Origin of the sequence: Lachnoclostridium phocaeense (assembly GCF_959599685.1) — a bacterium.
In the GTDB taxonomy this organism is placed as follows: domain Bacteria; phylum Bacillota; class Clostridia; order Lachnospirales; family Lachnospiraceae; genus Claveliimonas; species Claveliimonas monacensis.
This window is the reverse complement of sequence record NZ_CAUGIN010000004.1, coordinates 16,196-39,196: the sequence shown is the minus strand read 5'-3', so window position 1 is coordinate 39,196 and position 23,001 is coordinate 16,196. Positions and strand designations below refer to the sequence as shown.

General features: G+C 53.7%; 21 protein-coding genes, 1 pseudogene and 1 other annotated feature. Of the genes and pseudogenes, 3 read left to right on the top strand and 19 right to left on the bottom strand.

Features of this window, described 5'->3' with window-relative positions; genetic code table 11:
• Positions 1-15: 15 nt before the first annotated feature.
• Positions 16-816 carry a sulfite exporter TauE/SafE family protein gene (locus tag Q5911_RS02670; RefSeq protein ID WP_330391207.1) on the bottom strand — a complete coding sequence of 267 codons (801 nt, stop codon included), beginning with the start codon at positions 814-816 and terminating at the stop codon, positions 16-18.
• A gap of 211 nt (positions 817-1,027) precedes the next feature.
• Here Q5911_RS02670 and Q5911_RS02665 point away from each other — a divergent pair, with 211 nt between their 5' ends.
• Positions 1,028-2,488: an arylsulfatase gene (locus Q5911_RS02665; RefSeq protein WP_303180777.1), complete on the top strand. Its 1,461-nt coding sequence runs from the start codon at positions 1,028-1,030 to the stop codon at positions 2,486-2,488.
• Positions 2,489-2,504: 16 nt separating this feature from the next.
• Positions 2,505-3,362, top strand: a complete 858-nt coding sequence (locus Q5911_RS02660) for an AraC family transcriptional regulator (RefSeq protein WP_303180776.1) — start codon at positions 2,505-2,507, stop codon at positions 3,360-3,362.
• Here the strand turns inward: Q5911_RS02660 and Q5911_RS02655 are convergent.
• The 17 genes and pseudogenes from Q5911_RS02655 to Q5911_RS02575 form a co-directional block, all read right to left on the bottom strand.
• On the bottom strand, positions 3,359-4,486 hold the full coding sequence (locus Q5911_RS02655) for a radical SAM/SPASM domain-containing protein (protein WP_033125819.1): 1,128 nt from the start codon (positions 4,484-4,486) through the stop codon (positions 3,359-3,361). The genes Q5911_RS02660 and Q5911_RS02655 overlap by 4 nt on opposite strands.
• Before the next feature lie 38 nt (positions 4,487-4,524).
• The gene (gene gnpA, locus Q5911_RS02650) at positions 4,525-6,687 is read right to left on the bottom strand and encodes a 1,3-beta-galactosyl-N-acetylhexosamine phosphorylase (protein ID WP_303180772.1); all 2,163 of its coding nucleotides are present in this window, start codon (positions 6,685-6,687) and stop codon (positions 4,525-4,527) included.
• A gap of 233 nt (positions 6,688-6,920) precedes the next feature.
• Positions 6,921-8,963: a glycoside hydrolase family 13 protein gene (locus tag Q5911_RS02645; protein ID WP_303180770.1), complete on the bottom strand. Its 2,043-nt coding sequence runs from the start codon at positions 8,961-8,963 to the stop codon at positions 6,921-6,923.
• A 17-nt stretch (positions 8,964-8,980) separates the two neighbouring features.
• Positions 8,981-10,831, bottom strand: a complete 1,851-nt coding sequence (ftsH, locus tag Q5911_RS02640) for an ATP-dependent zinc metalloprotease FtsH (protein ID WP_303180768.1) — start codon at positions 10,829-10,831, stop codon at positions 8,981-8,983.
• Positions 10,832-10,848: 17 nt separating this feature from the next.
• On the bottom strand, positions 10,849-11,376 hold the full coding sequence (gene hpt / locus Q5911_RS02635; RefSeq protein WP_076780198.1) for a hypoxanthine phosphoribosyltransferase: 528 nt from the start codon (positions 11,374-11,376) through the stop codon (positions 10,849-10,851).
• Positions 11,360-12,769 (bottom strand): tRNA lysidine(34) synthetase TilS, encoded by a 1,410-nt coding sequence (gene tilS / locus Q5911_RS02630; RefSeq protein WP_303180766.1) that lies wholly within the window; start codon positions 12,767-12,769, stop codon positions 11,360-11,362. Before tilS ends, hpt begins: the two co-directional genes overlap by 17 nt.
• A gap of 91 nt (positions 12,770-12,860) precedes the next feature.
• Positions 12,861-14,264, bottom strand: coding sequence for a SpoIIE family protein phosphatase (locus Q5911_RS02625; RefSeq protein ID WP_303180764.1), 1,404 nt, complete (start codon positions 14,262-14,264; stop codon positions 12,861-12,863).
• 107 nt (positions 14,265-14,371) lie between these two features.
• Positions 14,372-14,695: a septum formation initiator family protein gene (locus Q5911_RS02620; protein WP_303180762.1), complete on the bottom strand. Its 324-nt coding sequence runs from the start codon at positions 14,693-14,695 to the stop codon at positions 14,372-14,374.
• Positions 14,696-14,767: 72 nt separating this feature from the next.
• Positions 14,768-15,100 carry a spore cortex biosynthesis protein YabQ gene (yabQ, locus tag Q5911_RS02615; protein WP_076780191.1) on the bottom strand — a complete coding sequence of 111 codons (333 nt, stop codon included), beginning with the start codon at positions 15,098-15,100 and terminating at the stop codon, positions 14,768-14,770.
• A 3-nt stretch (positions 15,101-15,103) separates the two neighbouring features.
• Complete coding sequence (yabP, locus tag Q5911_RS02610; protein WP_076781142.1) at positions 15,104-15,388, bottom strand: sporulation protein YabP; 285 nt, start codon at positions 15,386-15,388, stop codon at positions 15,104-15,106.
• Positions 15,389-15,437: 49 nt separating this feature from the next.
• Positions 15,438-15,677: an RNA-binding S4 domain-containing protein gene (locus Q5911_RS02605; protein ID WP_226395192.1), complete on the bottom strand. Its 240-nt coding sequence runs from the start codon at positions 15,675-15,677 to the stop codon at positions 15,438-15,440.
• A gap of 139 nt (positions 15,678-15,816) precedes the next feature.
• Positions 15,817-16,110 (bottom strand): annotated as a pseudogene (locus Q5911_RS02600) (HU family DNA-binding protein); the annotation flags it as partial.
• Positions 16,111-16,273: 163 nt separating this feature from the next.
• A complete protein-coding gene (locus Q5911_RS02595; RefSeq protein ID WP_303180757.1) occupies positions 16,274-17,329 on the bottom strand; it encodes a phosphotransferase in 1,056 nt (351 codons plus the stop codon).
• An 80-nt stretch (positions 17,330-17,409) separates the two neighbouring features.
• Positions 17,410-18,759 (bottom strand): CCA tRNA nucleotidyltransferase, encoded by a 1,350-nt coding sequence (locus Q5911_RS02590; RefSeq protein WP_303180756.1) that lies wholly within the window; start codon positions 18,757-18,759, stop codon positions 17,410-17,412.
• Positions 18,760-18,932: 173 nt separating this feature from the next.
• Entirely contained in the window at positions 18,933-20,375 is a 1,443-nt protein-coding gene (gene proS / locus Q5911_RS02585) for a proline--tRNA ligase (RefSeq protein WP_303180755.1), read from the bottom strand.
• Positions 20,376-20,541: 166 nt separating this feature from the next.
• Positions 20,542-20,755, bottom strand: a binding site (T-box leader).
• A gap of 107 nt (positions 20,756-20,862) precedes the next feature.
• Complete coding sequence (locus tag Q5911_RS02580; RefSeq protein WP_303180753.1) at positions 20,863-21,393, bottom strand: hypothetical protein; 531 nt, start codon at positions 21,391-21,393, stop codon at positions 20,863-20,865.
• The gene (locus Q5911_RS02575; RefSeq protein WP_303180750.1) at positions 21,347-21,643 is read right to left on the bottom strand and encodes a hypothetical protein; all 297 of its coding nucleotides are present in this window, start codon (positions 21,641-21,643) and stop codon (positions 21,347-21,349) included. The genes Q5911_RS02580 and Q5911_RS02575 overlap by 47 nt, the downstream gene beginning before the upstream one ends.
• A 372-nt stretch (positions 21,644-22,015) precedes the next feature.
• Here Q5911_RS02575 and Q5911_RS02570 point away from each other — a divergent pair, with 372 nt between their 5' ends.
• Positions 22,016-22,693 carry an RluA family pseudouridine synthase gene (locus Q5911_RS02570; protein ID WP_076780184.1) on the top strand — a complete coding sequence of 226 codons (678 nt, stop codon included), beginning with the start codon at positions 22,016-22,018 and terminating at the stop codon, positions 22,691-22,693.
• Here Q5911_RS02570 and Q5911_RS02565 read toward each other — a convergent pair.
• A complete protein-coding gene (locus tag Q5911_RS02565) occupies positions 22,690-22,992 on the bottom strand; it encodes a hypothetical protein (protein ID WP_076780182.1) in 303 nt (100 codons plus the stop codon). The two genes, Q5911_RS02570 and Q5911_RS02565, sit on opposite strands and share 4 nt — an antisense overlap.
• Between the last annotated feature and the right edge of the window lie 9 nt (positions 22,993-23,001).

The window sequence follows — 23,001 nt, the reverse complement described above, 5'->3', positions numbered from 1 at the left end:
AAAAGGAGTGGCTGCCTAGAAGGCAGCCACTCCAAATTTTATCGCATTGTAGATATTGATTACAACGATCACCGCCATGAGAAAGATAAAGAGCCTGTCCACACCTTTCTCGCTGATCTTCTTGTTGATCCTGCTCCCGATGGTTCCTCCCAGGACGCCTCCTATGATCATGAAGACCAGGTAGACCAGCTCCACATCCGGGATCGTCCCTGTCACACAGGTCTGCACAAAGCTGGTGATCTGTGAGAACAGGATGATGTAGAGGGAAGAAAGAGCCGCCTCCTTGGTGGACATGGAAAAGAAGTACCCGAGCACCACCAGATTGATGGGACCTCCCCCGATCCCCAGGAAGCTGGACATGATTCCCAGCACAAGGCCGATCAGCACACAGAGCCATATCTGGCGGCAGTGTTTTGTGCGGATCTTCTCCTTGCAGATCGTGTAGACCAGCGTGCCCAGCGTGATCACGATGAGGACCAGCGCCTGGGTCATGCCCACAAGGTTTTCATCCCCCACTGCGTTTTTCAGGCTCTGGAACATAGCCTTCCCGGCCACACCGCCGGCCGCCGCTCCCACAGCCAGGGCCGTAGAGATCCCCACGTCCATCTTCGCCGTCCCGGCCCGCAGATTTTTCCAGACAGACACAAGGGACATGGCAAGCACTGTGCACCCCGACAGAAAGCTGATGCTGCTCACCCCCATGATCCCTGTGGCATCCAGCACCGGCTTGATAATAACGCCCCCTCCGATCCCGCAGATGGACCCTGCCGTGCAGGACAGGATGCTGACTGCAAAAAATATAAATACCATACCCATTTTCTTTTCTCCCTTCTATTCTGTCTTTTGATAATCTCCTCAGAATGCGGCGTACGCCGCACATTGTCCCTACATTATACTCTGTTTTTCTCTTTTCAGCCACAGAAAATCTCTCCTGCATTCGCCCCACCCGCTTGCTTTTCCCCCGGGAATGTATTATGGTAGATATAATTTCCCATAAGATTTGTATTTGCGAGATGAAGGAGAGATTATGAGACAACCAAATATTATTTTACTTATGACAGACCAGCTCCGCGGCGATGCTCTGGGCTATGCGGGACACCCGGACGTAAAGACTCCCTACCTGGACACCCTGGCCTCCCGGGGCGTTGCCTTTGACCGGGCCTACAGCGCCTGCCCAAGCTGCATCGCCGCCCGCGCCGCCCTCCACACCGGCATGGAACAGAGCCACCACGGCCGTGTGGGATACGAGGACAGCATCCCCTGGCGGTATGAGCACACCCTGGCAGGCGAGCTCACAAAGGCCGGCTACTACACCCAGTGTGTGGGAAAGATGCATGTCCATCCCCTGCGCAACTATCTGGGCTTCAACAATGTCGATCTCCACGACGGCTACCTCCATGCGGCCAGGTACGGAAACGTGCCATACCGGGAGTCACAGCTTGTGGCGGACGACTATTTCTACTGGCTGAAAAAGGAGCTGGGCGCCGATGCCGATGTGACGGACACAGGAATTGACTGCAACAGCTGGGTGGCGCGCCCCTGGACCCACGAGGAAAAGTACCACCCCACCAACTGGGTGACAGACCGGTGTCTGGATTTTCTCCGCAGGAGAGATCCGGACCAGCCCTTCTTCCTGATGGCCTCCTACCTGCGGCCCCACCCGCCTTTTGATGCCCCCCAGTACTATTTCGACCTGTACCGGGACAAGGATCTGCGTCCGCCTTTTGTGGGCACCTGGGAGAGCGATGAGTATCTCCGCCGGGAAGGGCGTATCTTTGACTCCAAGACTGGCCCGGCTGACAAAGAGCTGATCCGCCAGGCACAGATCGGCTACTACGCCTGCATCACCCACCTGGACCACCAGATCGGCAGGCTCATCATGGCTCTTGTGGAGCAGGAAGTGTATGATGACACCATCATCCTCTTCACCTCAGACCACGGGGAAGAGCTCTGCGACCACCACATGTTCCGGAAATCCCGCCCCTACGAGGGAAGCTGCCGTGTTCCCTTCTTTGTCTGGGCCGGCAAAAATGTCCATCTGGATCTTAAGCCTTCCGGCGTGTGCCACGGCGTGGTGGAACTCAGGGACGTGATGCCCACCCTCCTTTCTGCGGCAGGGGCCGATATCCCGGACTCCGTGGACGGCAAAGATCTTCTGCCCCTCCTGTCCGATCCCTCCGGGTCCGTACGGCCATGGCTCCACGGAGAGCACTCCTACGGAGATTTCTCCAACCACTGGATCGTCACGGAGACTGACAAGTACATCTGGCACTCCGCCACAGGCCGGGAACAGTATTTTAACCTGAGGGAAGATCCCCATGAACTGACGGATCTGATAAACGAAAGCACAGCAAAAGAAAGGATTTCCTTTCTCCGGTCCTGCCTGATCGAGTCCCTGAAAGACCGGCCTGAAGGATTTACAGACGGAAAAGTCCTGATTCCCGGCAGGCCCTATCCGGAGACAATGGAGCACACCCGAAACATCTGAGCAGAGGAGAGGACCTATGAGTCACAGACAATACGCTATCAAGCCCACAAACATTGACAAGCTGAATGCCCGTCTTCTGTCCGTTTCTCTGTCCAAGGACGAAAAGGACTGGCAGAGCGTTTTCCACACACATCATTTCACCGAGCTTTTCTTCGTGGTAAACGGGGAGGGGAACTTCCTCTTCCACGACGAAAAGTATCATATCCGAACGGGGGACCTGGTCATCATCCCCCCATACATGGAACACACGGAGCAGTCTATCAAGGGCACCCCACTGGAGTACTATGTCATCGGAGTGGACGGCATCTCCTTCCAGCCGGCAAACAAAAAAACCTGCGTACAGGTCTTCTGTAATTTCAGCAATAAGTCTCTGATCGCAGACCTCTTTGCGCAGATGCTCTACGAGGTGAGGAATCCCTCCTACGGTTCTGACAAGATCTGCCAGGATCTGCTGGAGATCCTGATCCTGCGCATCGTCCGCTATCAGCACGTGATCCCGGTGCCCATCACCTCCACCTACATGACAAAGGAGTGCGCCCGGATCAAAGAGTATCTGGACATCAACTACTCAGAGCCCATCACGCTGGACACGCTGACAGAGCTGACCCACATGAACAAGTACTACATGGCCCACTCTTTCGCCAAGTACACCGGCCAGTCACCCATCCAGTACCTGAACCAGCGGCGGATGGAAGCTGCCTGCACACTGCTGAAGGACACGGACCACTCCATCTCTTCCATATCGTCTACGGTGGGCTTTTCTTCTCAGTCCTACTTTACCCAGGCTTTCCGCAAAAAGTACGGCATGACGCCCATCAAGTACCGGCAGCAGCACGCCGACGGCAGCCGTTCAAACGCAGGAGGGGGCATCTAAACAAGATGCCCCGCCATGTACTCCAGCCGTCCTATGGATTCCGCAAAGAACTTCTGGTACGTCTCACAGTAATAATTTCTCATCTTGCCCTCTTCCGGGAAGCAGTCCCTGCGGCAGCCGCCCCGGCACAGAGGATACCATCTGCAGGTCCGGCATCTGTCGTCCCGCCTGTCCGCCTCCTTGAAAAAAGGATGTCTCTTACTCCCGGCCTCTTCCGCCGCTATCTTCTGCAGTTTCACAAAGTCCGTATCCGGATCTTTCAGATTTCCCATCTGCCACGCGTCCAGCGCGTAAAAGTCACAGGGATAGACGGTCCCGTCGCTCTCCACCACGTTCTGCATGCTGCATCTGCCGTACATGCTGCAGGCCTCCGGCTGTCCGCCCCGGAGCATGGCCACATAGTTTTCAAACTGCCGGATGTACACCGGACGCCCCGCCATCCTGTCCTGACACCACAGGTCAAAGAGGGTCCCCAGAGCCTCCCCGTACATTGTGGGGGTCAGGGAGAAGGACGCCTCACCCCGCACTGTGCCCAGGGGATCCAGGCAGGGGATGTACTGCTGATGGTCAAAGCCCTTCCGCATGAAAAACCGGTAGATGGCTCCGATCCGGGGGGCTGTCTGGGCATTCAGCACGCAGAGCACATGGAAGGGGATCCCCAGTTCACGCATGCGCTCCGCGCAGGCAAAAACCCTGGAAAAGGTTCCCTCTCCCGCCCGGTCCTTCCTGTTCTCGTCATGGGTCTTCCGGACACCGTCCAGGGAAAGTCCCACAAGGAAATTTTTTTCTTTCAAAAACTCAAACCATCTCTCATCCAGCCTGTTTCCGTTTGTCTGTATGGTGTACACCGCCTCCTGATCCGGCCTTTTTCTCTCCTCCACATATGCTGTAAAGTCTTCAAAAAAGGACAGACCTGCGAGTGTCGGCTCTCCCCCCTGAAAGCCGAACACGCAGGTCTGCGATGCCGCCAGTGCCTTGTCCACAACCGCGCGCATGGTCTCCCGGCTCATTTTCCCATGATCGCCCACAGCGCGGTTTGCTGCCTCATCCTTGTAAAAGCAGTAAGTGCAGTCCAGGTCACAGGCAGAGGAGACTGGCTTGATGAGAAGCTGAAGCTCTCTCATCTTTGTTTCTCCTTTATATCTTTTTCATCTTTTTCTTTTTAAATCTCGTACCAGTAGATACCGTTTGCCTCCAGGTCAAGGTCAAAGCTTGTGCCGTCTCCCTTGTACACAGTCGTGCTCTGGGGCTCGTAGGTATTGTTTACAACGCAGTACTTGCCGTTCTTCACATAGGCATGCACTTCTACATTGTAGTTGGTGCTGAACCATTTGTGCAGCTCGCCCTCATCGTGGGAAGCCCACAGGATGGAGCGGTACAGGAGACGGCTGTTCTCAAAGCTGTAGGGAAGTCCGCTGATGTAGACGCTGCGTCCCTTGCCAAAGTCATTGACAGCCAGCTGTACTTCTTTGTCATCCTGCTTCAGGATCGTAGTTCCCTCGTAAGCGTAAATATTTTTCTTTCCTTCACCGAAATCGATGTCGCCTTTGCAGTCCTCTGTGATGAAATGCTCGTGCTCATCCCAGTTATATTTGTCCACATTCAGAGTAAAGCCGTTCTCTTCCTCCACGCCCATGACTGTGGCCAGCTGGAAGAAATGTCCTTCATGCTGGTGCGCTGCCGGCTCGCCGACACCGATGAAACCGCCGCCGTTGTAAATAAATTTCTTTACAGCAGTGATGATCTTCTCGTCTGTCCAGTTCTCTCCTCCGGTGTAGGCTGTATCTGCATCGCCCACGTTCAGGATCACGTCAATGTCATCCAGTATCTCCGGGTTGCTGCGGATATCGTCAAAGCTGATCCACTTCACATCGAACGGTGCTCCGCTGAGGGCCTCGATGATGCCTGCGTAGGAGTAGTTCTGCTTATAGTAGATGGCGTGGTGCACCATGTGGTTGCCCCATGCTCTCATTTTACCCCAGCAGTTCAGGACCGCCACTTTCTTCACGCAGTAGGGAGTGGTTCCCTTAATGTTGTCGTACAGTGTGCGGAACTCCTGGCACACGCTCTCCACATAGTCGATAAAATCCGGGAACTGCATAGCCAGCTTCAGGTATCCGCCGTAGCCGATCCGGTCGATAGGGCTTCTCAGGATGGCACGTCTTGCTGTCACCCAGTTGATCTTCGCCTCCTTCACCGGGTCTCCTCCCTCGTGGAATGTATCCGGGAAGAAGTAGGGAAGAAGACGTCCCTCTGTGTACTTCACGCCCTTGATATCGCTGATCAGGCGCAGGGTAGATCCGTTTCCAACGCTTCCTACAACCGCGTCAATCCCAACATTCTTGAACTCGTCCATGAAAGGCTCCATGCCGATCCAGTGGTCGCCCAGGAACATCATGGCTTCCTTGCCGCACTCGTGGGTGATGTCCACCATCTCTTTTGCCAGCTTTGTCACTTCTCTTCTCTGGAAATCCTGGAAATCCCGGAATTCCCTGGAGGGGATGCGGTAGGTGTTGTTCATGTAGCCCTGGTCGATGATGTACTCGGGACGGAACTTGTAGCCCACTTCCTTCTCAAACTGCTCCAGGATGTAGGGGCTCACAGATGCGGAATATCCGTACCAGTCTACATATTTCTCCCTGGCCAGCTCATCAAAGATCAATGTGAACTGGTGGAAGAAAGTGGTGTAGCGGATCACATCCACGTGAGGGTTCTCCGCGATGAACCTGCGCAGACGCTCCATGGAGTAAGCCTTTGTCTTTGGCTGGCGCACGTCAAAAGTGATCTGCTTCTCAAAATTGGTCCAGCCGTTTGTCACTGCATTGTACATATGGACCGGATCCCACATAATGTAGGCAAGGAAGCTGACTGTATAGTCGTGGAAGGCCGCTGCGTCATGGATGGTCACATCCCCGGTCTCCCCGTCATAGCTCCATTTTTCCACCGGCACGACTTCCCCTGTGGTGCGGTCGATGACTTCCCACCATCTGGTGATATCATCATGGTCGTTCACTTTCAGCATATCCGGGTAGAGATGGTCCATCAGGTGGATGGAAAGCTCGCTCTCCACCGCTGTGTAGAACGGTGTCATGATATACATCTGCTGGATCTCATCCGGATTGGCCTTGGCCCACGCATTGTCCTTTCTTGTTGTGTAATATGTGGAGTAAACCTTCGCGTCCACGTTCTTCAGCTCTTCCGGATAATCCGTCCCGTCACAGTCACGGATAGCATCGGCTCCCCAGCGCTCTACCAGCTCCAGTGTCTCCGGTACAACATCAACGTCTGTAGGTATCGTAACTCTTCCTTTTGTCTGCTCCTTCACTTTTTTCTCCTTTCTCTCATACAATCGTTTTTAGTTTCTTTCCCTGCACAGTCTTTGTACATTTTACTTAAAGTAAGCATATTCGAAAAGAGGAAATCCGTCAATTTGCATGTTGCTTACATTTTTAGGATTCTTGCTTTGATTAGAAAGCGAAGACCATTGTTACTAAAATCGCAATCAAAAAAACCAGATGCTCCGCATCAGCCAATCGGAACATCTGGCTCTCTCTTTTATTAAAATTCCTTATTCTTCGCAATCAGCACAGACTGGCTTCCCATGTTCACCACGATCTCTCCATCGATCACGTGAATCTCGTCGAACTCCATGGTGTACCCCTCCTCATAGGAGTAAATCACCCTCCTCATGCTGCTCTTCATGGGCACGCCGATCACCCACACCGGCACCCGCACTTCCCGCAGCTCACTGCTGTGGTTGATGACAACGACAAACTGATCCGTGTCGTTAAACCTCCCGTAGGCCAGGACATTGTCCTGCTTCACCAGCCACCGGAGGGAACCTGTGCGGAACACCTCGTAATTCTTGTGTATGCGGATCAGCTCCCTGTGGTAGTCAATGAGTTCCTGATCTTCCTTTCCCCAGGGGTAGGTCCTTCTGCTGTCCGGATCTGTAAACCCGCACAGCCCCGCCTCGTCGCCATAGTAGATGGTGGGCGCTCCCACCCAGGTCATCTGGATGGCCACCGCCTCCCGCATCACAGGCAGGCTCACATACTCCTCCGCCTTCTCCGGTCCCAGGCTGCCGATTCTTCCCACCATATGATTGGTTCTTGTCAGGAACCGGGAGTGGTCGTGGTTGGACAGCTCATTCATGGCCACCTGCTGAGAGGGAGTGAGCATGTGGGACATATGGTGAAAAATAGAGCGCACAAAGCTGTCCGCGTTACCGTGGAGCTCCTCCCTGTCCTCATCGCTGTGCTTCTCCATCCCGGTCAGGAACCAGGTAACAGGCTCCATGAAGGCGTCATAGTTCATAACAGAGTCCCACTCATCCCCCGCGATCCACTCTTTCGGGTCCCCATAGTGTTCCGCCAGGATCAGCGCATCCGGTTTGGCCTTCTTGACCTCACGCCGGAATTTCTTCCAGAACTCGTGATTGTACTCTATGCTGTGCCCCAGATCCGCCGCCACGTCCAGTCTCCAGCCGTCCACATTGTAGGGGGGAGACACCCATTTGCGCCCGATCTCCAGTATATAGTCCTCCAGCTCCTTTGAACCCTCGTAGTTGAGCTTAGGCAGAGTATCATGCCCCCACCAGCCGTCATAATTTCCGTTGTAGGGCCAGTGCTCGTCTCCGCTCTGGAAAAATTCAAAGAAATCCCGGTAGGGGCTGTCCGCGGAGACATAGGCTCCCTTTTCATACCCCTCCTGGCCCTCGTAGATCCGTTCCCGGTCCATCCACTTGTTAAAAGAACCACAATGGTTAAAAACGCCGTCGAGGATGACTTTCATTCCCCTCCTGTGAAGCTCCTCCACAAGCTTGATAAAAAGCTGGTTGCTGGCTTCCAGGTTTTTCCTGTCCGTCACCCTCTTCTGATATTTCGTCGCATATACATTTTCCTTCACGCCCACCGGGAGAGGCTCTCCGCCGTCCTCTACGATGACACCAAAATGCGGGTCAATGTAGTCGTAGTCCTGGATATCGTACTTGTGGTTGGACGGTGAGACAAACAGGGGGTTAAAATAGATGACCTCCACTCCCAGATCCTGGAGATAATCCAGCTTCTCCATGACGCCCTTCAGGTCACCTCCGTAGAAGCGCCGCACGTCCATGGCCGCCGGGTATTCATTCCAGTCCTTCACATGTTCCACAGGTTCTCCGATATAGATGTACTCTCCGTCTTCCACATCGTTGGATGGATCTCCATTGCAGAAACGGTCCACAAAGATCTGGTACATGACCGCGCCCTTGGCCCAGTCGGGGGTACTAAATCCAGGAGCGATCTGGAACTCATACTCCTCGATCTTCTCCCTGGTGGCGCCAAACTGGTTATAATACCAGACTTCCTCCCCGGCGCGCACCCTGAAGCTGTAGTACAGATTCTCTTCACCAAGCTCCAGGGACACTGCATAGTAGTCAAACACCCCGGATGTGCTCCGCTTCTCCATCTCGTACTCTCTGCCGCCCGTCAGCAGGCAGACACTGTCCGCATCGCCTGCTCCGGTGCGGAACTGCAGTGTGACCTGCTGTCCTGGCAGTGGTTCCGGCGGGAAAACGTAATTTCCTGTTCCGTCGCAAAATAATGCATGTATGTTCATTCTATCGCCGCCTGACTTTATATTTCTGAAACCTCAATCCCTTCAAATAAGGACTCGAATTCCTCTCTTGTTATCTTTTCCTTCTCAAGGAGAAGCTCTGCGCACTTCTCCAGCACATTCTGGTATTTCCGGATAATATATTTGGCCCTTCTGTAGCACGCATCAATAATGTCTTTGACCTCCTGGTCAATGGTGCTGGCCACCTGCTCGCCGTATCCTCTTGATGTGTGGGCCAGATCCCGGCCAATAAACACCTCATCGTTGTCATTGTCATAATTGACAAGCCCCAGCTTCTCGGACATACCGAATTTTGTTACCATGGATTTTGCCAGGCTGGTAGCCTGCTTGATATCCTGTGACGCCCCGGTAGTGATATCGTTGAAGATCTCTTCTTCCGCTACCCGGCCGCCCAAAGCCACTGTGATATCCTGAAGCATCTTGCCCTTTGTGTTGAACATCTCATCCTTCTCCGGCAGAGGCATGGTATAACCTGCCGCCCCCGCCCCGGTAGGAATGATGGACACACTGTACACAGGCCCCACATCCGGCAGCACATGGAAGAGGATGGCATGCCCGGCCTCGTGGTAGGCTGTGATCTTCTTCTCCTTGTCTGAGATCACGCGGCTCTTCTTCTCCGCGCCGATGCCCACTTTGACAAAAGCCTTCCGGACATCTTCCTGCTGCAGGTATACCCGGCCGTCCTTGGCCGCCAGGATAGCCGCCTCATTGAGCAGATTTTCCAGGTCAGCCCCTGTAAATCCGGCTGTCGTCTGAGCAATCTGCTTCAGATCCACATCGTCTCCCAAAGGTTTACCCTTTGCGTGGACTTTCAGGATCTCTTCTCTTCCCTGTACATCCGGCCGGCCCACCACAACTTTCCTGTCAAACCGTCCCGGACGCAGGATAGCCGGATCAAGGATATCCACCCGGTTCGTGGCTGCCATGACAATGATACCCTCGTTGACGCCAAATCCGTCCATCTCCACAAGGAGCTGGTTCAGTGTCTGCTCTCGCTCATCGTGACCGCCGCCCATGCCGGTTCCCCTCCTGCGGGCAACCGCGTCGATCTCATCGATAAAGATGATGCAGGGCGCATTTTTCTTGGCGTCCTCAAAAAGGTCGCGGACGCGGGACGCACCCACACCGACAAACATTTCCACAAAGTCAGATCCGGAAATGCTGAAGAAGGGAACTCCCGCCTCGCCTGCCACCGCTTTGGCAAGCAGCGTCTTTCCTGTACCCGGAGGGCCCACCAGGAGAACACCCTTGGGGATCCTGGCTCCCACCTGTATATATTTTTTCGGAGCTTTCAGGAAATCCACGATCTCTTCCAGCTCTTCTTTCTCCTCCTGCAGGCCTGCCACCTGAGCGAAGGTGATCTTCTTGTCCTGCTCCGTGCTCATCCTGGCCCGGCTCTTACCAAAGCTCATAGCTTTCGCGTTGGCCCCGCCGTTCTGCCTGTTCATCATGTAGAAGAACAGGAAAAATGCTGCCAGTATGAGAAGCGTAGGGAAAATATTGGTCATAAACCAGTTCTCCTGGGGCACATCCCTGAGAGAGTAGGTCACGTCATACTCGTCCAGATAGTCCTGCACCTCGTTGACATCTGATACATAGACCTGTTTTGCCTCGTCCCCCTCCTGAGCGCCCACAACTGTGATCTCCAGCCGCCCGGTAGGTACATCCCGATTCTGGATGATAGTCACATCTGAAACCTGTTCATTTTCCACCAGGCTTTCAAAATCCTGGTAGGCGATCTGCTTATCCCGCTGATCGATCTGATTGGTGAACCAGAGCGCTGCAAACAGCAATGCCACACACACAAGCAGCGTGGCTCCGCTCAGTCCCCTGCCTCTTTTATCATTCAAATCTTTGCTGCTCCTTTCTACTCCACGCCTTCCACAACGCCGATGTAGGGAAGGTTTCTGTATTTCTGCGCATAGTCAAGACCGTATCCCACGACGAATTCATCCGGAATGTTAAAGCCCACATAGTCCACGGTCACCGGTTTCACTCTCCGCTCCGGCTTGTCAAGGAGCGTGCAGAGCTTAAGGCTCTTCGGTCCTCTCTTCTCCAGGATCTGGATCAGGTAGGACAGTGTGCGCCCGGAGTCAATGATGTCCTCCACGATCAGCACATCTTTCCCTTCCAGTGACTCATCCAGGTCCTTGGCGATCTTCACCACGCCGCTGGACGCTGTCCCGTCGCCGTAGCTGCTGACACTCATAAAGTCCATGGAAACCGGGACCGTGATCCTCTTTGCCAGCTCACACATAAAGAACACGCCGCCTTTGAGGACGCAGATCAAATGCACCTGTCTCCCGGCATAATCCTCGCTGATCTGTCTGCCCAGTTCACACACTCTCTTTTCTACTTCTTCTTCTGACACAAGCTCTCTAATTGTCTCTGCCATCGTATTTTCCTCCCTTATCTATCGTGATCTCCAGTATCTTCTTCGTCTGTCCGGTCACTTCATACCCTTGCCCGCGCCGGTAACCGATCACCCACATGATCCGGCTTCCGTCTGCTGCCAGTAGAATACGGTCTCTCTCCCGGGACGGTATCTTCTCATTGATAAAATACCGGTTCAGCTTCTGCGTGGCTCCGTCCCTGCCGATCACCAGATAGTCGCCGGGGCGGCGGGTCCTGATAGTAACACTGTTTTCTATTATATCATAATCAAACCATTTCGTGTAGGGTGTTTTGGGAATTGCCTCCAGAGCGGGGCCGTCTATGTCCGCCGGGTCCAGAATGCGCATCTTTATCCTGTCTTTGTCCCACACCTCATTTTCCTCTTCCCGTGAAGGCTTCCAGTCTGAGCTGACCACCCGTACTCCCTCATAGCACCGGTAGGCTTTCATGCCGTAGGGAAGGCTGATCCTTCTGCCCACCTGCCTGTCAAACAGTTCCTCAAGGTCGTCAAAATGCACCGTCTCCAGATCTTTTGCCCTGCCGCTGACCTGCTCCAGCACCCACTTTAAGATATAGGGCCGCAGCGCCGTATCTGTCCGGGCAAATCCCTGTCCATCTATCACCATCTCTCTTCCCTGTCCGTCCTCCCCTTCCCGGAGGCTGGTCAGGCCGGCTGCCGCCTTGTCTGTCTGCCTCTCCACATACTCCCAGAGCCGAGCCAGCTGTCCAGCTGTCCCGCACACATGGTCCACGAACCTGGAATTGACCTGCTCCTCCATATATGGAATTATATGATTGCGGATGCGGTTCCGTGTATAAGTATCCTCATAATTTGTGGCATCCATACAATAAGAAATATTTTTTTGATCCAGGAATGCTTCGATCTCCTCCCTGGAGGTATCCAGCAGGGGCCGGATGTACTTCCCGGAGCAGGGGCGGATCCCGCCCATCCCCCGCAGTCCGGTTCCCCGGGCCAGATTGAGAAGGACCGTCTCCGCATTGTCATTCTTGTGGTGGGCCAGGGCGATCCTGCCGGCACTCCATCTTGCGGCGGCCTCCTCAAAGGCCCGCCGTCTGGCTACGCGCCCCGCCTCCTCCTGCGTCAGCCCTTCCTCCCGGGCCATGCGGCACACATCCACATGCACCACATCAAGCGGAACTTTCACCTCTCGGCACAGTTCCTTCACATAGGCCTGATCCGCCGCCGCGGCCTCCCCGCGGATGCCGTGGTTGACATGGACCGCCCGGACCGACAGATCGTACTCCTTCCGCAGCTCCAAAAGCACACAAAGCAGGCATACGGAGTCTGCTCCTCCCGATATGCCTGCTATAACCACATCACCCTTATCCAGCATCCCATGTGCGCGCACATAGTCTCTTATCTTTTCATACATGTCCTTTTCCTCCTGCCCGGATGGCAGGCCTCTTCGCTGTCTACCAAATATATAATACTATAAATAATCAGGAGAAAAAAAGCAAGCTCTCTCACACTTTCCATATCCCCACCGCAAGGACAGTCATATCGTCCGCCGGCACTTCCCCCGACATTTCCAGCACCTGCTCCAGAAGATAGTGGGCCAGCTCGCCGGGATTGTTAATGCTGCTGCCCCCTATGAGCGCCGACAGCATGGCCTCCTGATTTCCCACAGGCAGGGCGTCCAGCACTCCGTCCGTCACCATGATGACAAAATCTCCATCCCCAAGCTGCCGGGATGTCCTCTGGATCTCCAGCTCCTGGAGCACTCCCACAGGGAGCGTGGCGGAGCTGATCTTCTCCACCCCCGCACTGCTCCGGATAAAGGTGGTGGATGCCCCTGCCTTCATCAGCTCGCAGGATCCCTGGTATAGATCGAAAATGCACATATCCACGGTGGAAAAACAAAGCTCCTCCCTGCCCGCCACCAGAGCCGTGTTCATCATCTGAACAGCCGTCTGGGGCGGGAATCCGGCCTCCAGCAGTTCCTCCAGCATCTCCACCACCATGGCGCTCTCCTGGAAGGCGTGCTCGCCGGAGCCCATGCCGTCCGAGAGGACCACCCCCTCCTTCCCGCCGGGAAGCTGAGTCATGGCAAATGTATCCCCCGATATCTTCTGACATCCCTTTCCGATCTTCGCCACCCCCTGGATGGTCTGAAAGCCCGGGCCTTCCATGAACACCAGCGTACCGTAGTTCTCGGTCACCACCGGGCACTCTCCCTTCACAAGCAGCATCTTCCGCCCCAGGCAGGCAGACAGCGCCTCCGCCGCCTCCTTAGAGGCCACACACTGCCCCTTGGGAGCCCGCACCGTGAGATGAACCTCGTACCTGCCTTGCTTGGTCATAAAGAACACACTGGACAGAAGTTTCAGCCCTCTCCTTTTCAGCTGATTCTTCACTTTTTTCTGCAAGTGCTCATCCATGCAGATCCCCGCGTCCAGCTCCCGGGCTGCATGCTGGACGAGATCTGCAAAGGCGTTCATGGACGCCGCGCACCCCTCACGGTTCATGACCATCTTCCGGCTCCACACGATCTTCTGCTTCTCCGCCTGAAAGACTTCCAGCGTCTCCCTCAGGAAGCGGGGCGCCAGGATGCACTTTTTCTGCAGTTTCCTCTTCAGTTCCACATTCAATTCTGCCCCGTACTCCTCGGCGGCAGCCATGATCTCGTAGACCATCTGTCTTGTCCTGTCTCTGCCTTCTCCCAGACACAGGTTCTTCCTCTCACATCCCCCGCACACCTTCTCCGAGACAGCGGCGAACATCTCGTCGATCTCCTCCCCTGTCAGCGTCCGGCGGCTCTTTTCCAGGCCCAGAAAGGTCTCAGAGAGATGCTTCAGAGAGCCCGCAAATTTGTCCATCTGAATCACGTAGGGATTGACAAAAAGTTCCTTTTCCTTAACCTCACCCATCGCTATACTCCCCTGCACCCACAGGCAGGCCAAAACTTCTGTCTGTGGAACAAAAAAGCTTTGGGACTCTCTCCCAAAGCTTCTCTTTTGCATACTTATAAAAATTCTTATTTTGCCTTAAAAATAATCTCATTTTCGTGAACCAGCCCCAGCTTATCTTTGGCTGTCTGCTCCACGTACTCATCTGTATCTACGTACTCTTCCAGATCTTCGATCTCCTCCGCGCGGTCCTTCTCGGCCTGGATCTCTTCCTCCAGCTCCTGCTCCTGCTCTATGTATGCACTGTTCTTGGCACGCAGCTCAATACTGCTCACCGAGACAATGACTGCCAAAAGCAGGATCACCGCACTGATGCCCAGCATACTCCTCCTGTGCTGCTGCACCTGTTTTTTCCGGCGTCTCGCCCTGTTCTTTTGTTTAATGCTTCCCATATTAATTACTCACCCATTTCGCCAGCTTTCACTGGTTATTATCTCTTATCTTATCTTTTTTCTCCTGCTTATTCAACCGTTTTCGCCGAATTTCCCCCTCCTCTTTGCGTACAATTTTTTTCGCAGTTTTCCCGGAATTTTCGACAGACAGGAGAAAAAAATACTCCCCAGCACAACACCTAGTATAAAATACCACCTGATGCTACCACTGGTAGTATGGTGAATTTGCACAAACATATAAAACGCTGTCGCCAGCCAGAAAAAAAGGTCCTCCGCAGCAATGGCCGCCGGGGCGTGGCGGACGATCCGCCGCAGCACGCGCAGGCATGTGTAGACACTGCAGACCGTCATTCCCGTCAGCACTGCCTCCAGGAAAGAAAGGCCCTCCACCTCTATCCCGTGCATGCGTCACCTGAACAGCCTGCTCAGTATATTTTCACCCGTCTTGGCCGCCGGATGCACCTCCGAGTAGGCCACACTGTCTATGGTCCCGGACAGATCCACTTCCCCTTTTTCCAGGCTCAGCCTGTTCACGTGAAGGTCAGATCCTTTGACCATCAGCATCCCCTGCTCTGTCTCCAGGAGGATCTCGTTCAGGTCAAAGGACAAAACATCCAGGACGCCTGTCACCAGGCTGGTCTTCCGGTTATTCACAACGAGCTTGTGCGCTCCCCGCACCTGTTTTTCTTCCATTGCCATCACAACCTTTCTTGATAATCATATGAAAGGCTGTCTGAGATTATTACAGATATTTGAACAGATCTTTCGCCTCTTCTTTTTTAGACGTGTCTTTTATGTCGAGGACTTCGACTTTTACAGTTTTTGTCCCGAACTGGATCTCTATGATGTCGCCCGGCTTTACCTTGACTGAGGCCTTTGCCACCGCGCCGTTCACCAGTACTCTCCCCGCGTCACAGGCCTCATTCGCCACGGTGCGCCTCTTGATCAGGCGGGAAACCTTCAGGAATTTATCAAGTCTCATACTGTCACCTCCCTGCGTTTTATGGACAAAACGGCACTGCAGCCTTCTCCGCCGCAGTGCCGTCTTATATTACGAAGTACCCAGCAGAATGCGCCAGGGGCACATCCTGTCGAACTTTTCACACAAACCGCAACAAAATCTATGCGTTCACAGCATCCTTTAAAGCTTTGCCAGCTTTGAACTTCGGAGCCTTGCATGCCTCGATCTTCATTGTCTGGCCTGTCTGAGGATTTCTGCCCTCTCTTGCAGATCTCTTGCTCACTTCGAATGTACCAAAGCCTACAAGCTGTACTTTCTCCTCTTTCTTTAACTCTTCTGTCACTACATCAACAAAAGCTTTTAAGGCCTTCTCAGCATCCTTTTTGGATATTTCTGCGTTCTCAGCAATAGCTGCTACTAATTCTGTTTTGTTCATGGATAACTCCTCCTTCGACTTATGATAGAACCCTTATCATATTCTATTCAGCTTATTGTACATCCTGCGCTGCATCTTGCAGAGCCGCCGGACGTCTTTCAATAAAGTTATACAGGTTTTCCCCCTGTTTGTCAAGGGAAAATCCCCGAAAAACCCGGTATTTTCAAGGTTTCTGGGCTTTTTACAGAGAAAATGAAAACAACTGTTCCAGGAACCGGCTCTTCTCCTCTGTCTGCATGACCACGGTCTTTAGTTTCTCCACATTCTTGGCCGGGATCCATGCCTTGTTGGAGCAATAGTAGGAATCAGCCAGCTTCCAGAATTTCTCCGGGTAGATCAGCCGGATCTTCAGGTACTCTATCTCTGTCCCGGACAGAGGCCGGATGGCGCTGTAAGCATCCAGCATGTGATCCCCGCTCCGCACATTCCACCCATGCTTCTCCATGGCCTTCCGCAGAAAATAATATAGGTCTTCCATCTGGATACCCACCCTGCATCTGTCGAAATTGGTGATGGCGTACCCGCCCGCCGTGACAAGGATATTGTGATAATTGTAATCCCCGTGGATCATCGCGCCATTTTCCCTGGCTCCGTCCCAGAGTTCTCCAAAGTCTGTGCGCTCCAGCTCCTCTGCCGCCTGCCGGGCCCACTCGTACATGCCGTCAAAGCACCGGAGGAATTCCATCTCAAACTCCCCTTTGGGCGACTGTCCCCGCATGAACCTGCGGATCTTTTTCAGCTCCCGGTTGTGCCTCTCATACTCTTTTTTCAGGCTCTCCGGCTCAAAAGCCGCATCGGCGGCAGGACTTTGCACTCTTTCGCCGCTGTCCTCCTCCGGTCCGCTCTCAGGCTCTGGATCGGGGCAAGGCGGCACCTGCTGCATAAACCGGTGCAGGTGGGCGAGACCTGCAGTCCCATCCAGAAGTTCCCGGCTCTTGCGGATATCGCACTCCCTTCCCCTGAACCACTGCTTCAATATATAGTTCCGCCCTTCCGGGGACGTGCTGACATACTCCCCGTCGCAGTTGGCCACAGGCAGGTCCGTCCGCATATTCCCCTCCCGGTACAGATGGACTCCCACATGCCGCATCAGGAGGACCTGGCGCCTGGACACCCCCGCCTCCCGGAGCAGAAAAAGTCCCTGGTCTGTATCACAAAAAAACGCACCCCTTGTTTTGCGGGTGCACTTTACATTGATTGGATATTGCTCCAATATACTCAATTCGTAATCCTGCATATTACCGTCCCCTGCACATTTCCAATATCATGTTCTGTTTAATGTATGACAGCGGAAACGGTAATATGCCTGTTCTCTTTTTACTTCTTTTTCTCTTCTGCCAGTTCCAAAAGCCTGCTCTTCTCGTTGAGCTGCGGATCTTCGATCACCGCCTCCAGCAGGCTCTCCAGCACCACGCCCAGCTCTTTCCCCGGCCGAAAGCCCGCCTCGATCAGGTCCCGGCCGTTGACGGCCAGGTCCTTGAGCGTGACGCACTCCTGCCTGGCCAGGCTCTGCCTGTAGAGTGCTTCCACTCCGTCTATATCTGCCAGCTTCTCCTCCCTGAGATAGGTACTCTGGGCCAGCACATCCGCCCGGCGCACCTCCAGGTACAGGGGGAACAGATCCAGACCGATCCGGTTCATGGCTCTCCTGACATATTTTCCCTGGACCGGCATCCGGTAATCGTGGTAGCGCACCAGGACCGCCACTTTCCTCTGGGTCTCATTGTCAAACTTCAGCCTGCGCATCACGTCCCTGGCGATCTCCTCGCTGCGCAGGGCGTGCTTCTTAAAATGCGCGACTCCCTCCTCATCCACGGTCTTCAGGTCCGGCTTTCCCATATCGTGGAACAGCATGGCAAGCCGCAGCACCCTGTCCGGCCGCACGTTTAAAAGGGCGTGGAGAGTGTGCTCCCCCACCGTATACATGTGGTGGGGCGTCTCCTGGGACGTGTCCATGATCCGGTCAAACTCCGGCAGAAACCAGGCGGTGATCCCCAGCTCCCAGGCGGTCCGCAGCATATCCGGCCGTCCGGACAGAAGGATCTTCAGAAGTTCCGTCTGGATCCGCTCGGCGCTGATCTTCTGCAGGGTGGGGGCCAGCGCCTCCATTCCCTCCCGGGTCTCCTCCTCCAGCCGGAAACCCAGCTGGGCTGCAAAGCGCACGCCCCGAAGGATGCGCAGGGCATCCTCACTGAACCGCTCCCTGGCATTACCCACACAGCGGATCACTCCCCGCTCCAGATCCTCCATGCCGCCGAAGATGTCCACCAGCCCCTCCTCATCGCTGTAGGCCATGGCATTGATGGTAAAGTCCCGGCGCAGCAGGTCATCTTTCAGGTTCCTCGTAAAAGTCACCTCTTTGGGATGCCTGCTGTCCTCGTAGGCCCCGTCGATCCGGTAGGTGGTCACCTCGAACCCCTCCCCGTCCAGGAGCACGGTCACTGTCCCGTGCTGGATCCCTGTGTCAAAAGTCCGGGAAAACAGCTCCTTTGTCTGCTCCGGCGTGGCGGAGGTGGTGATGTCCCAGTCCTCCGGCTCCCTGCCCAGGATACTGTCCCGGACGCAGCCGCCCACCGCCCAGGCCTCAAAGCCGGCGGCTCTCAGCGTGCCAATGATCTCTTTCACTTTCTCCGGCATGGATATATGTGTCTGTCTGACGCCATTCATATCTATCAGTCCTTTAAAATCTATTTTCGTGTCTATATCATAGCCCATTTCCTGTTTCAGGCGCAAGATAAGGGCGGAAGTTTTTGTCCTTCCGCCCTTGTATATTCTCTCTTCGCATACGGTGATCCCGCTGCGCCTCCGCCCCGGAGGCAGCCTCCAGGAACCGGCAGGGATTAGTAAGATTTGCCCCAGTATGCCATGTGCTTCGCAGGCTTTCCGCACCAGATACACTTGTCGGAGACGAACTCCTCATCCTCGATCAGACATCTTGTGGCAGCTCCGCCTGTAGCGTATTTCACTTCGCCCTCGCACTCCGGATCTCCGCACCAGCATGCTTTTACAAAGCCTCTGTTGGCCTTGAATTTCTCCACCATCTCATCCATGTTTGTGGCTGTGTCGATGTGGTCATTCAGGAACTTCTCAGCTCTGTTGTACATATCCTGCTGGATCGTCTCAAGGATCTCACGCAGCTTTACTGCGATCTCATCCATGGAAACAATGATCTTCTCACGGTTATCACGACGCACAACAACTACCTGGTTCTTCTCGATATCCTTCGGTCCGATCTCGATACGTGTAGGAATACCAAGCATCTCCTGCTCGGAGAACTTCCATCCTGTGCTCTTGTCGGAGTCGTCGATCTTCACTCTGTATCCGGCTTTCTTCAGCTCATCCAGCAGCGCATCTGCCCGATCCAGCACGCCCTCTTTGTGCTGTGCGATAGGAATGATGCGGCACTCTACAGGTGCTACGTGAGGCGGCAGCACAAGTCCGCTGTCATCACCGTGAACCATGATCAGGGCGCCGATACTTCTTGTGGACCATCCCCAGGATGTCTCGTACACGCTCTGGAGCTGGTTGTTCTTATCCAGATACTTGATGCCGAAAGCATCCGGGAAACCGCTTCCGAAGAAGTGGCTGGTAGCTGACTGGAGTGCCTTTCCGTCGTGCATCAGAGCCTCGATGGTGTAGGTATCCTGTGCTCCGGCGAATTTCTCATGCTCAGCCTTTCTTCCGGACACGAAAGGAATAGCCATTGTCTCTCTGTAGCAGTCCTCATATACGTGGAACATCTGGATGGTACGTGCTTCTGCTTCCTCGTATGTGGCGTGGATGGTGTGTCCCTCCTGCCACAGGAACTCTCTGGAGCGAAGGAACGGCCTTGTGGTCTTCTCCCAGCGAAGAACGGAATTCCACTGGTTCCATACCTTCGGAAGGTCTCTGTAGGACTTGACTGTCTTAGACCAGAGGTCGCAGAACAGCGTCTCAGATGTAGGACGGATGCAGAGACGCTCCTGGAGTCTGTCCATACCTCCGTGTGTTACCCAGGCAACCTCAGGTGCAAATCCTTCAATATGCTCTGCCTCTTTCTCAAGAAGACTTTCCGGGATCAGCATAGGCAGACATACATTCTCTACGCCTGTCTCTTTAAAACGTCTGTCCAGATCTGCCTGGATCAGCTCCCAGATAGCATATCCGTTAGGAAGGTAGTTCAGACATCCCTTTACGCTGGAGTAGTCGCAGAGTTCAGCCTCGCGCACTACGTCTGTATACCACTGTGCGAAGTTTTCATCGCGGGAAGTGATATTTTTTACTAATTTCTTTTCATTAGCCATGACTTTTTTCTCCTTTTTTCTTGATTTTTCTCCGGAGCCCCCTGCCCCGTGTGTCTGATTTTGGGAAATGATATGCCGGCCGATCTTTTCTCTCCACAGGCGCCTCCTGCCAGAGGGCTTTTAAGCCGCAGAAATAAAAAAATCGCCGGACCTCTCGTCTCCCCGAAAAAGGGACCGAAAAGTTCGGCGGTACCACCCTAATTAACTGCAGTCCTCCTGCAGTTCTCTCTGTCTGCCATTAACGCTGACAAAACGCTGCATTTTCACACAGAGGCTCCAAGGTGGGTTCGTGATACCCGGATGCAGGGAACTTTCAGCCACAGGATCCCTTCTCTGCGCGCATCGGCCTTATCATTACTATTCCTCTTCACTGCCAGTCCTGCCTTCTGCAGCCATCACTGCCAGCAGGTATGCTTTTGTCTGAATATAATATATCAGTTAACCGTAATTTTAGCGAATACCCATTTATTTGTCAAGGGGGCAATTTCTATCCTTCCAGTTCTCTTGCCAGAGCATAGTCGTCCAGCTCCGGATTTGACCGGATCATATCCATAAGGCTCTGTACATAAGTTTTTTCCAGTTCCAGCTGCTCTGCAATCTGTTCTGTCTCCATTCCTCTGCCCATCTTTTTCCTGACTTGAGAAATTTCCTTCGCTTTCTCTCCTTCCTCCCGGATGAGACGGTCTCTTTCCTCCATATGCATATAGGTCACTCCAATCTGCTCGTCGGCTTTAATATGACTGACTCTGCCATGCAGATACTTCAGACGCTCATCACAATTCTCAGGTACGTTCTCTTCGCTGCTTTGTTCCACATATTTCAGGAAATCCACAAGCGGTTTCTCCACTTCGTCCTCATTTCTTCCCCGGGTGTTCAGAATGATTTTTCTGCATCCATCTCCCAGCACAAGATCCGGCCTTTCCTGGCACCGGTTATCAAAAGTATAGCGGTACAATCCCATCCCAAACAGATCAAAGCCACAGATAACAATAATATAAGCCGGCCTCATCTTCCACATAGAAGTCCATCCGTATGCCCCTCTTGCCGGGAAGATTATGAATCACTTTCTGCCCCTCTTTCCAGGCAATCCTTCTGATACGAATACCGAGAGACAGCTCAATAGTCACTTTGCTCGTCTCAAGATCCGTCGTTGCCACATCAAACATAAAATCATCCATCAGATTCATGTCAGCCAGCGGACCGGACGGCATGCCTTTTCCCGGGTGTACGTCTGTTGTCTGCATATTTAGTTTTTCTGTATTTTCCATAAAATTTTCTCCTTAAATTATAGTATCTTCCTTACTGTTTTTCAATATCTACAGGTAATTTATGTATATTGACGGATTCATACGGAATTTCAGATTCTCATGCAGATCCCCCTTTTCCCCGGGTTTGTTTTTTACCAAAAATCTCTGTGAACATGGCTGAATCAGCCTTGAAACAAAAGATAGGCTGTAAAGCGAAAACTTCTCAGAACCGAAGCAGATCCTCTTTACATATTCCATTATACCCACTTCACATAAAAAAGCAAGCAGTATCCTTTGAAGAATTTTTCATAAACAAAAAACTGACACGGATACCGGGAAATGCTATAATGCTTACCAGACAATAAATTCAGTAGAATCAGGAGCAGACTACCTATGCAGAAAAATTCGTTTAACATCCTGTATGAAGACAGGGAGATCCTCGTCTGCAGCAAGCCTCACGGCATCCCCGTGCAGAGCCGCCGCATCGGCACGCCGGACATGGAGAGCATGCTGAAAAACCATCTGGCCCGCCAGGGACAGGAACCTTATCTGGCGGTTATCCACCGCCTGGACCAGCCGGTGTCCGGCCTTCTCGTTTTTGCAAAAACAAAAAAAAGCGCTGCCTCTCTGAACGCGCAGCTCACAGGCAGCTCCTTCGGAAAATACTACCGGGCCCTGACAGAAGAAATTCCTTCTGCCCCCTCCGGCACACTCCGGGACTATATCGTCCGGGACGGGCGTACCAACACCTCCCGCATCTGCTCCCCGGATACGCCTGGGGCCAAAAAAGCGGAGCTTACATACCGCACCATCACGGAAGAAGCGCCATTTTTCCCGGACAGGTCTGACAGCCAGGCGGAGCTGGAAATCCACCTTCTTACGGGCCGTCACCACCAGATCCGGGTGCAGATGGCACACATGGGATGCCCCCTCTTGGGAGACACAAAGTATAATCCTGCCGCCCGGGAAGCAGGCACATGGCAGGTACTGAAGCTGTGCGCTTACTGTCTGGAGTTCCTTCACCCCTCCACCGGAAAGCGGATGCAGTTCTGTCTGGAACAAGATGTCTAGTCCCCAGCGGGCCCCTGTTCCAGCGCCGCAAAGAAGAGCTCGTAGGCGTCATCCTGTCCGTCCAGAAGGGGAGAATTTTCTCCTCCGCCGTTGGTGCTCCGCTTGATCTTGGCATAAAATTCTTCTCCCGCGCTCACCAGTTCCATCTCATAGATCTCATACCCCAGCTCCCTGCACTTCCGGCAGAAGGCCCCCAGCGGGTCCTCTTCTTTTCTTGTAGCCAGCAGCTCCTCCCTGAGCTCCGGGTCCTGGTGGGCCCTGTGCTGCAATTTCTCCAACATTTCCATAGTCGATGCCATACTGATCTC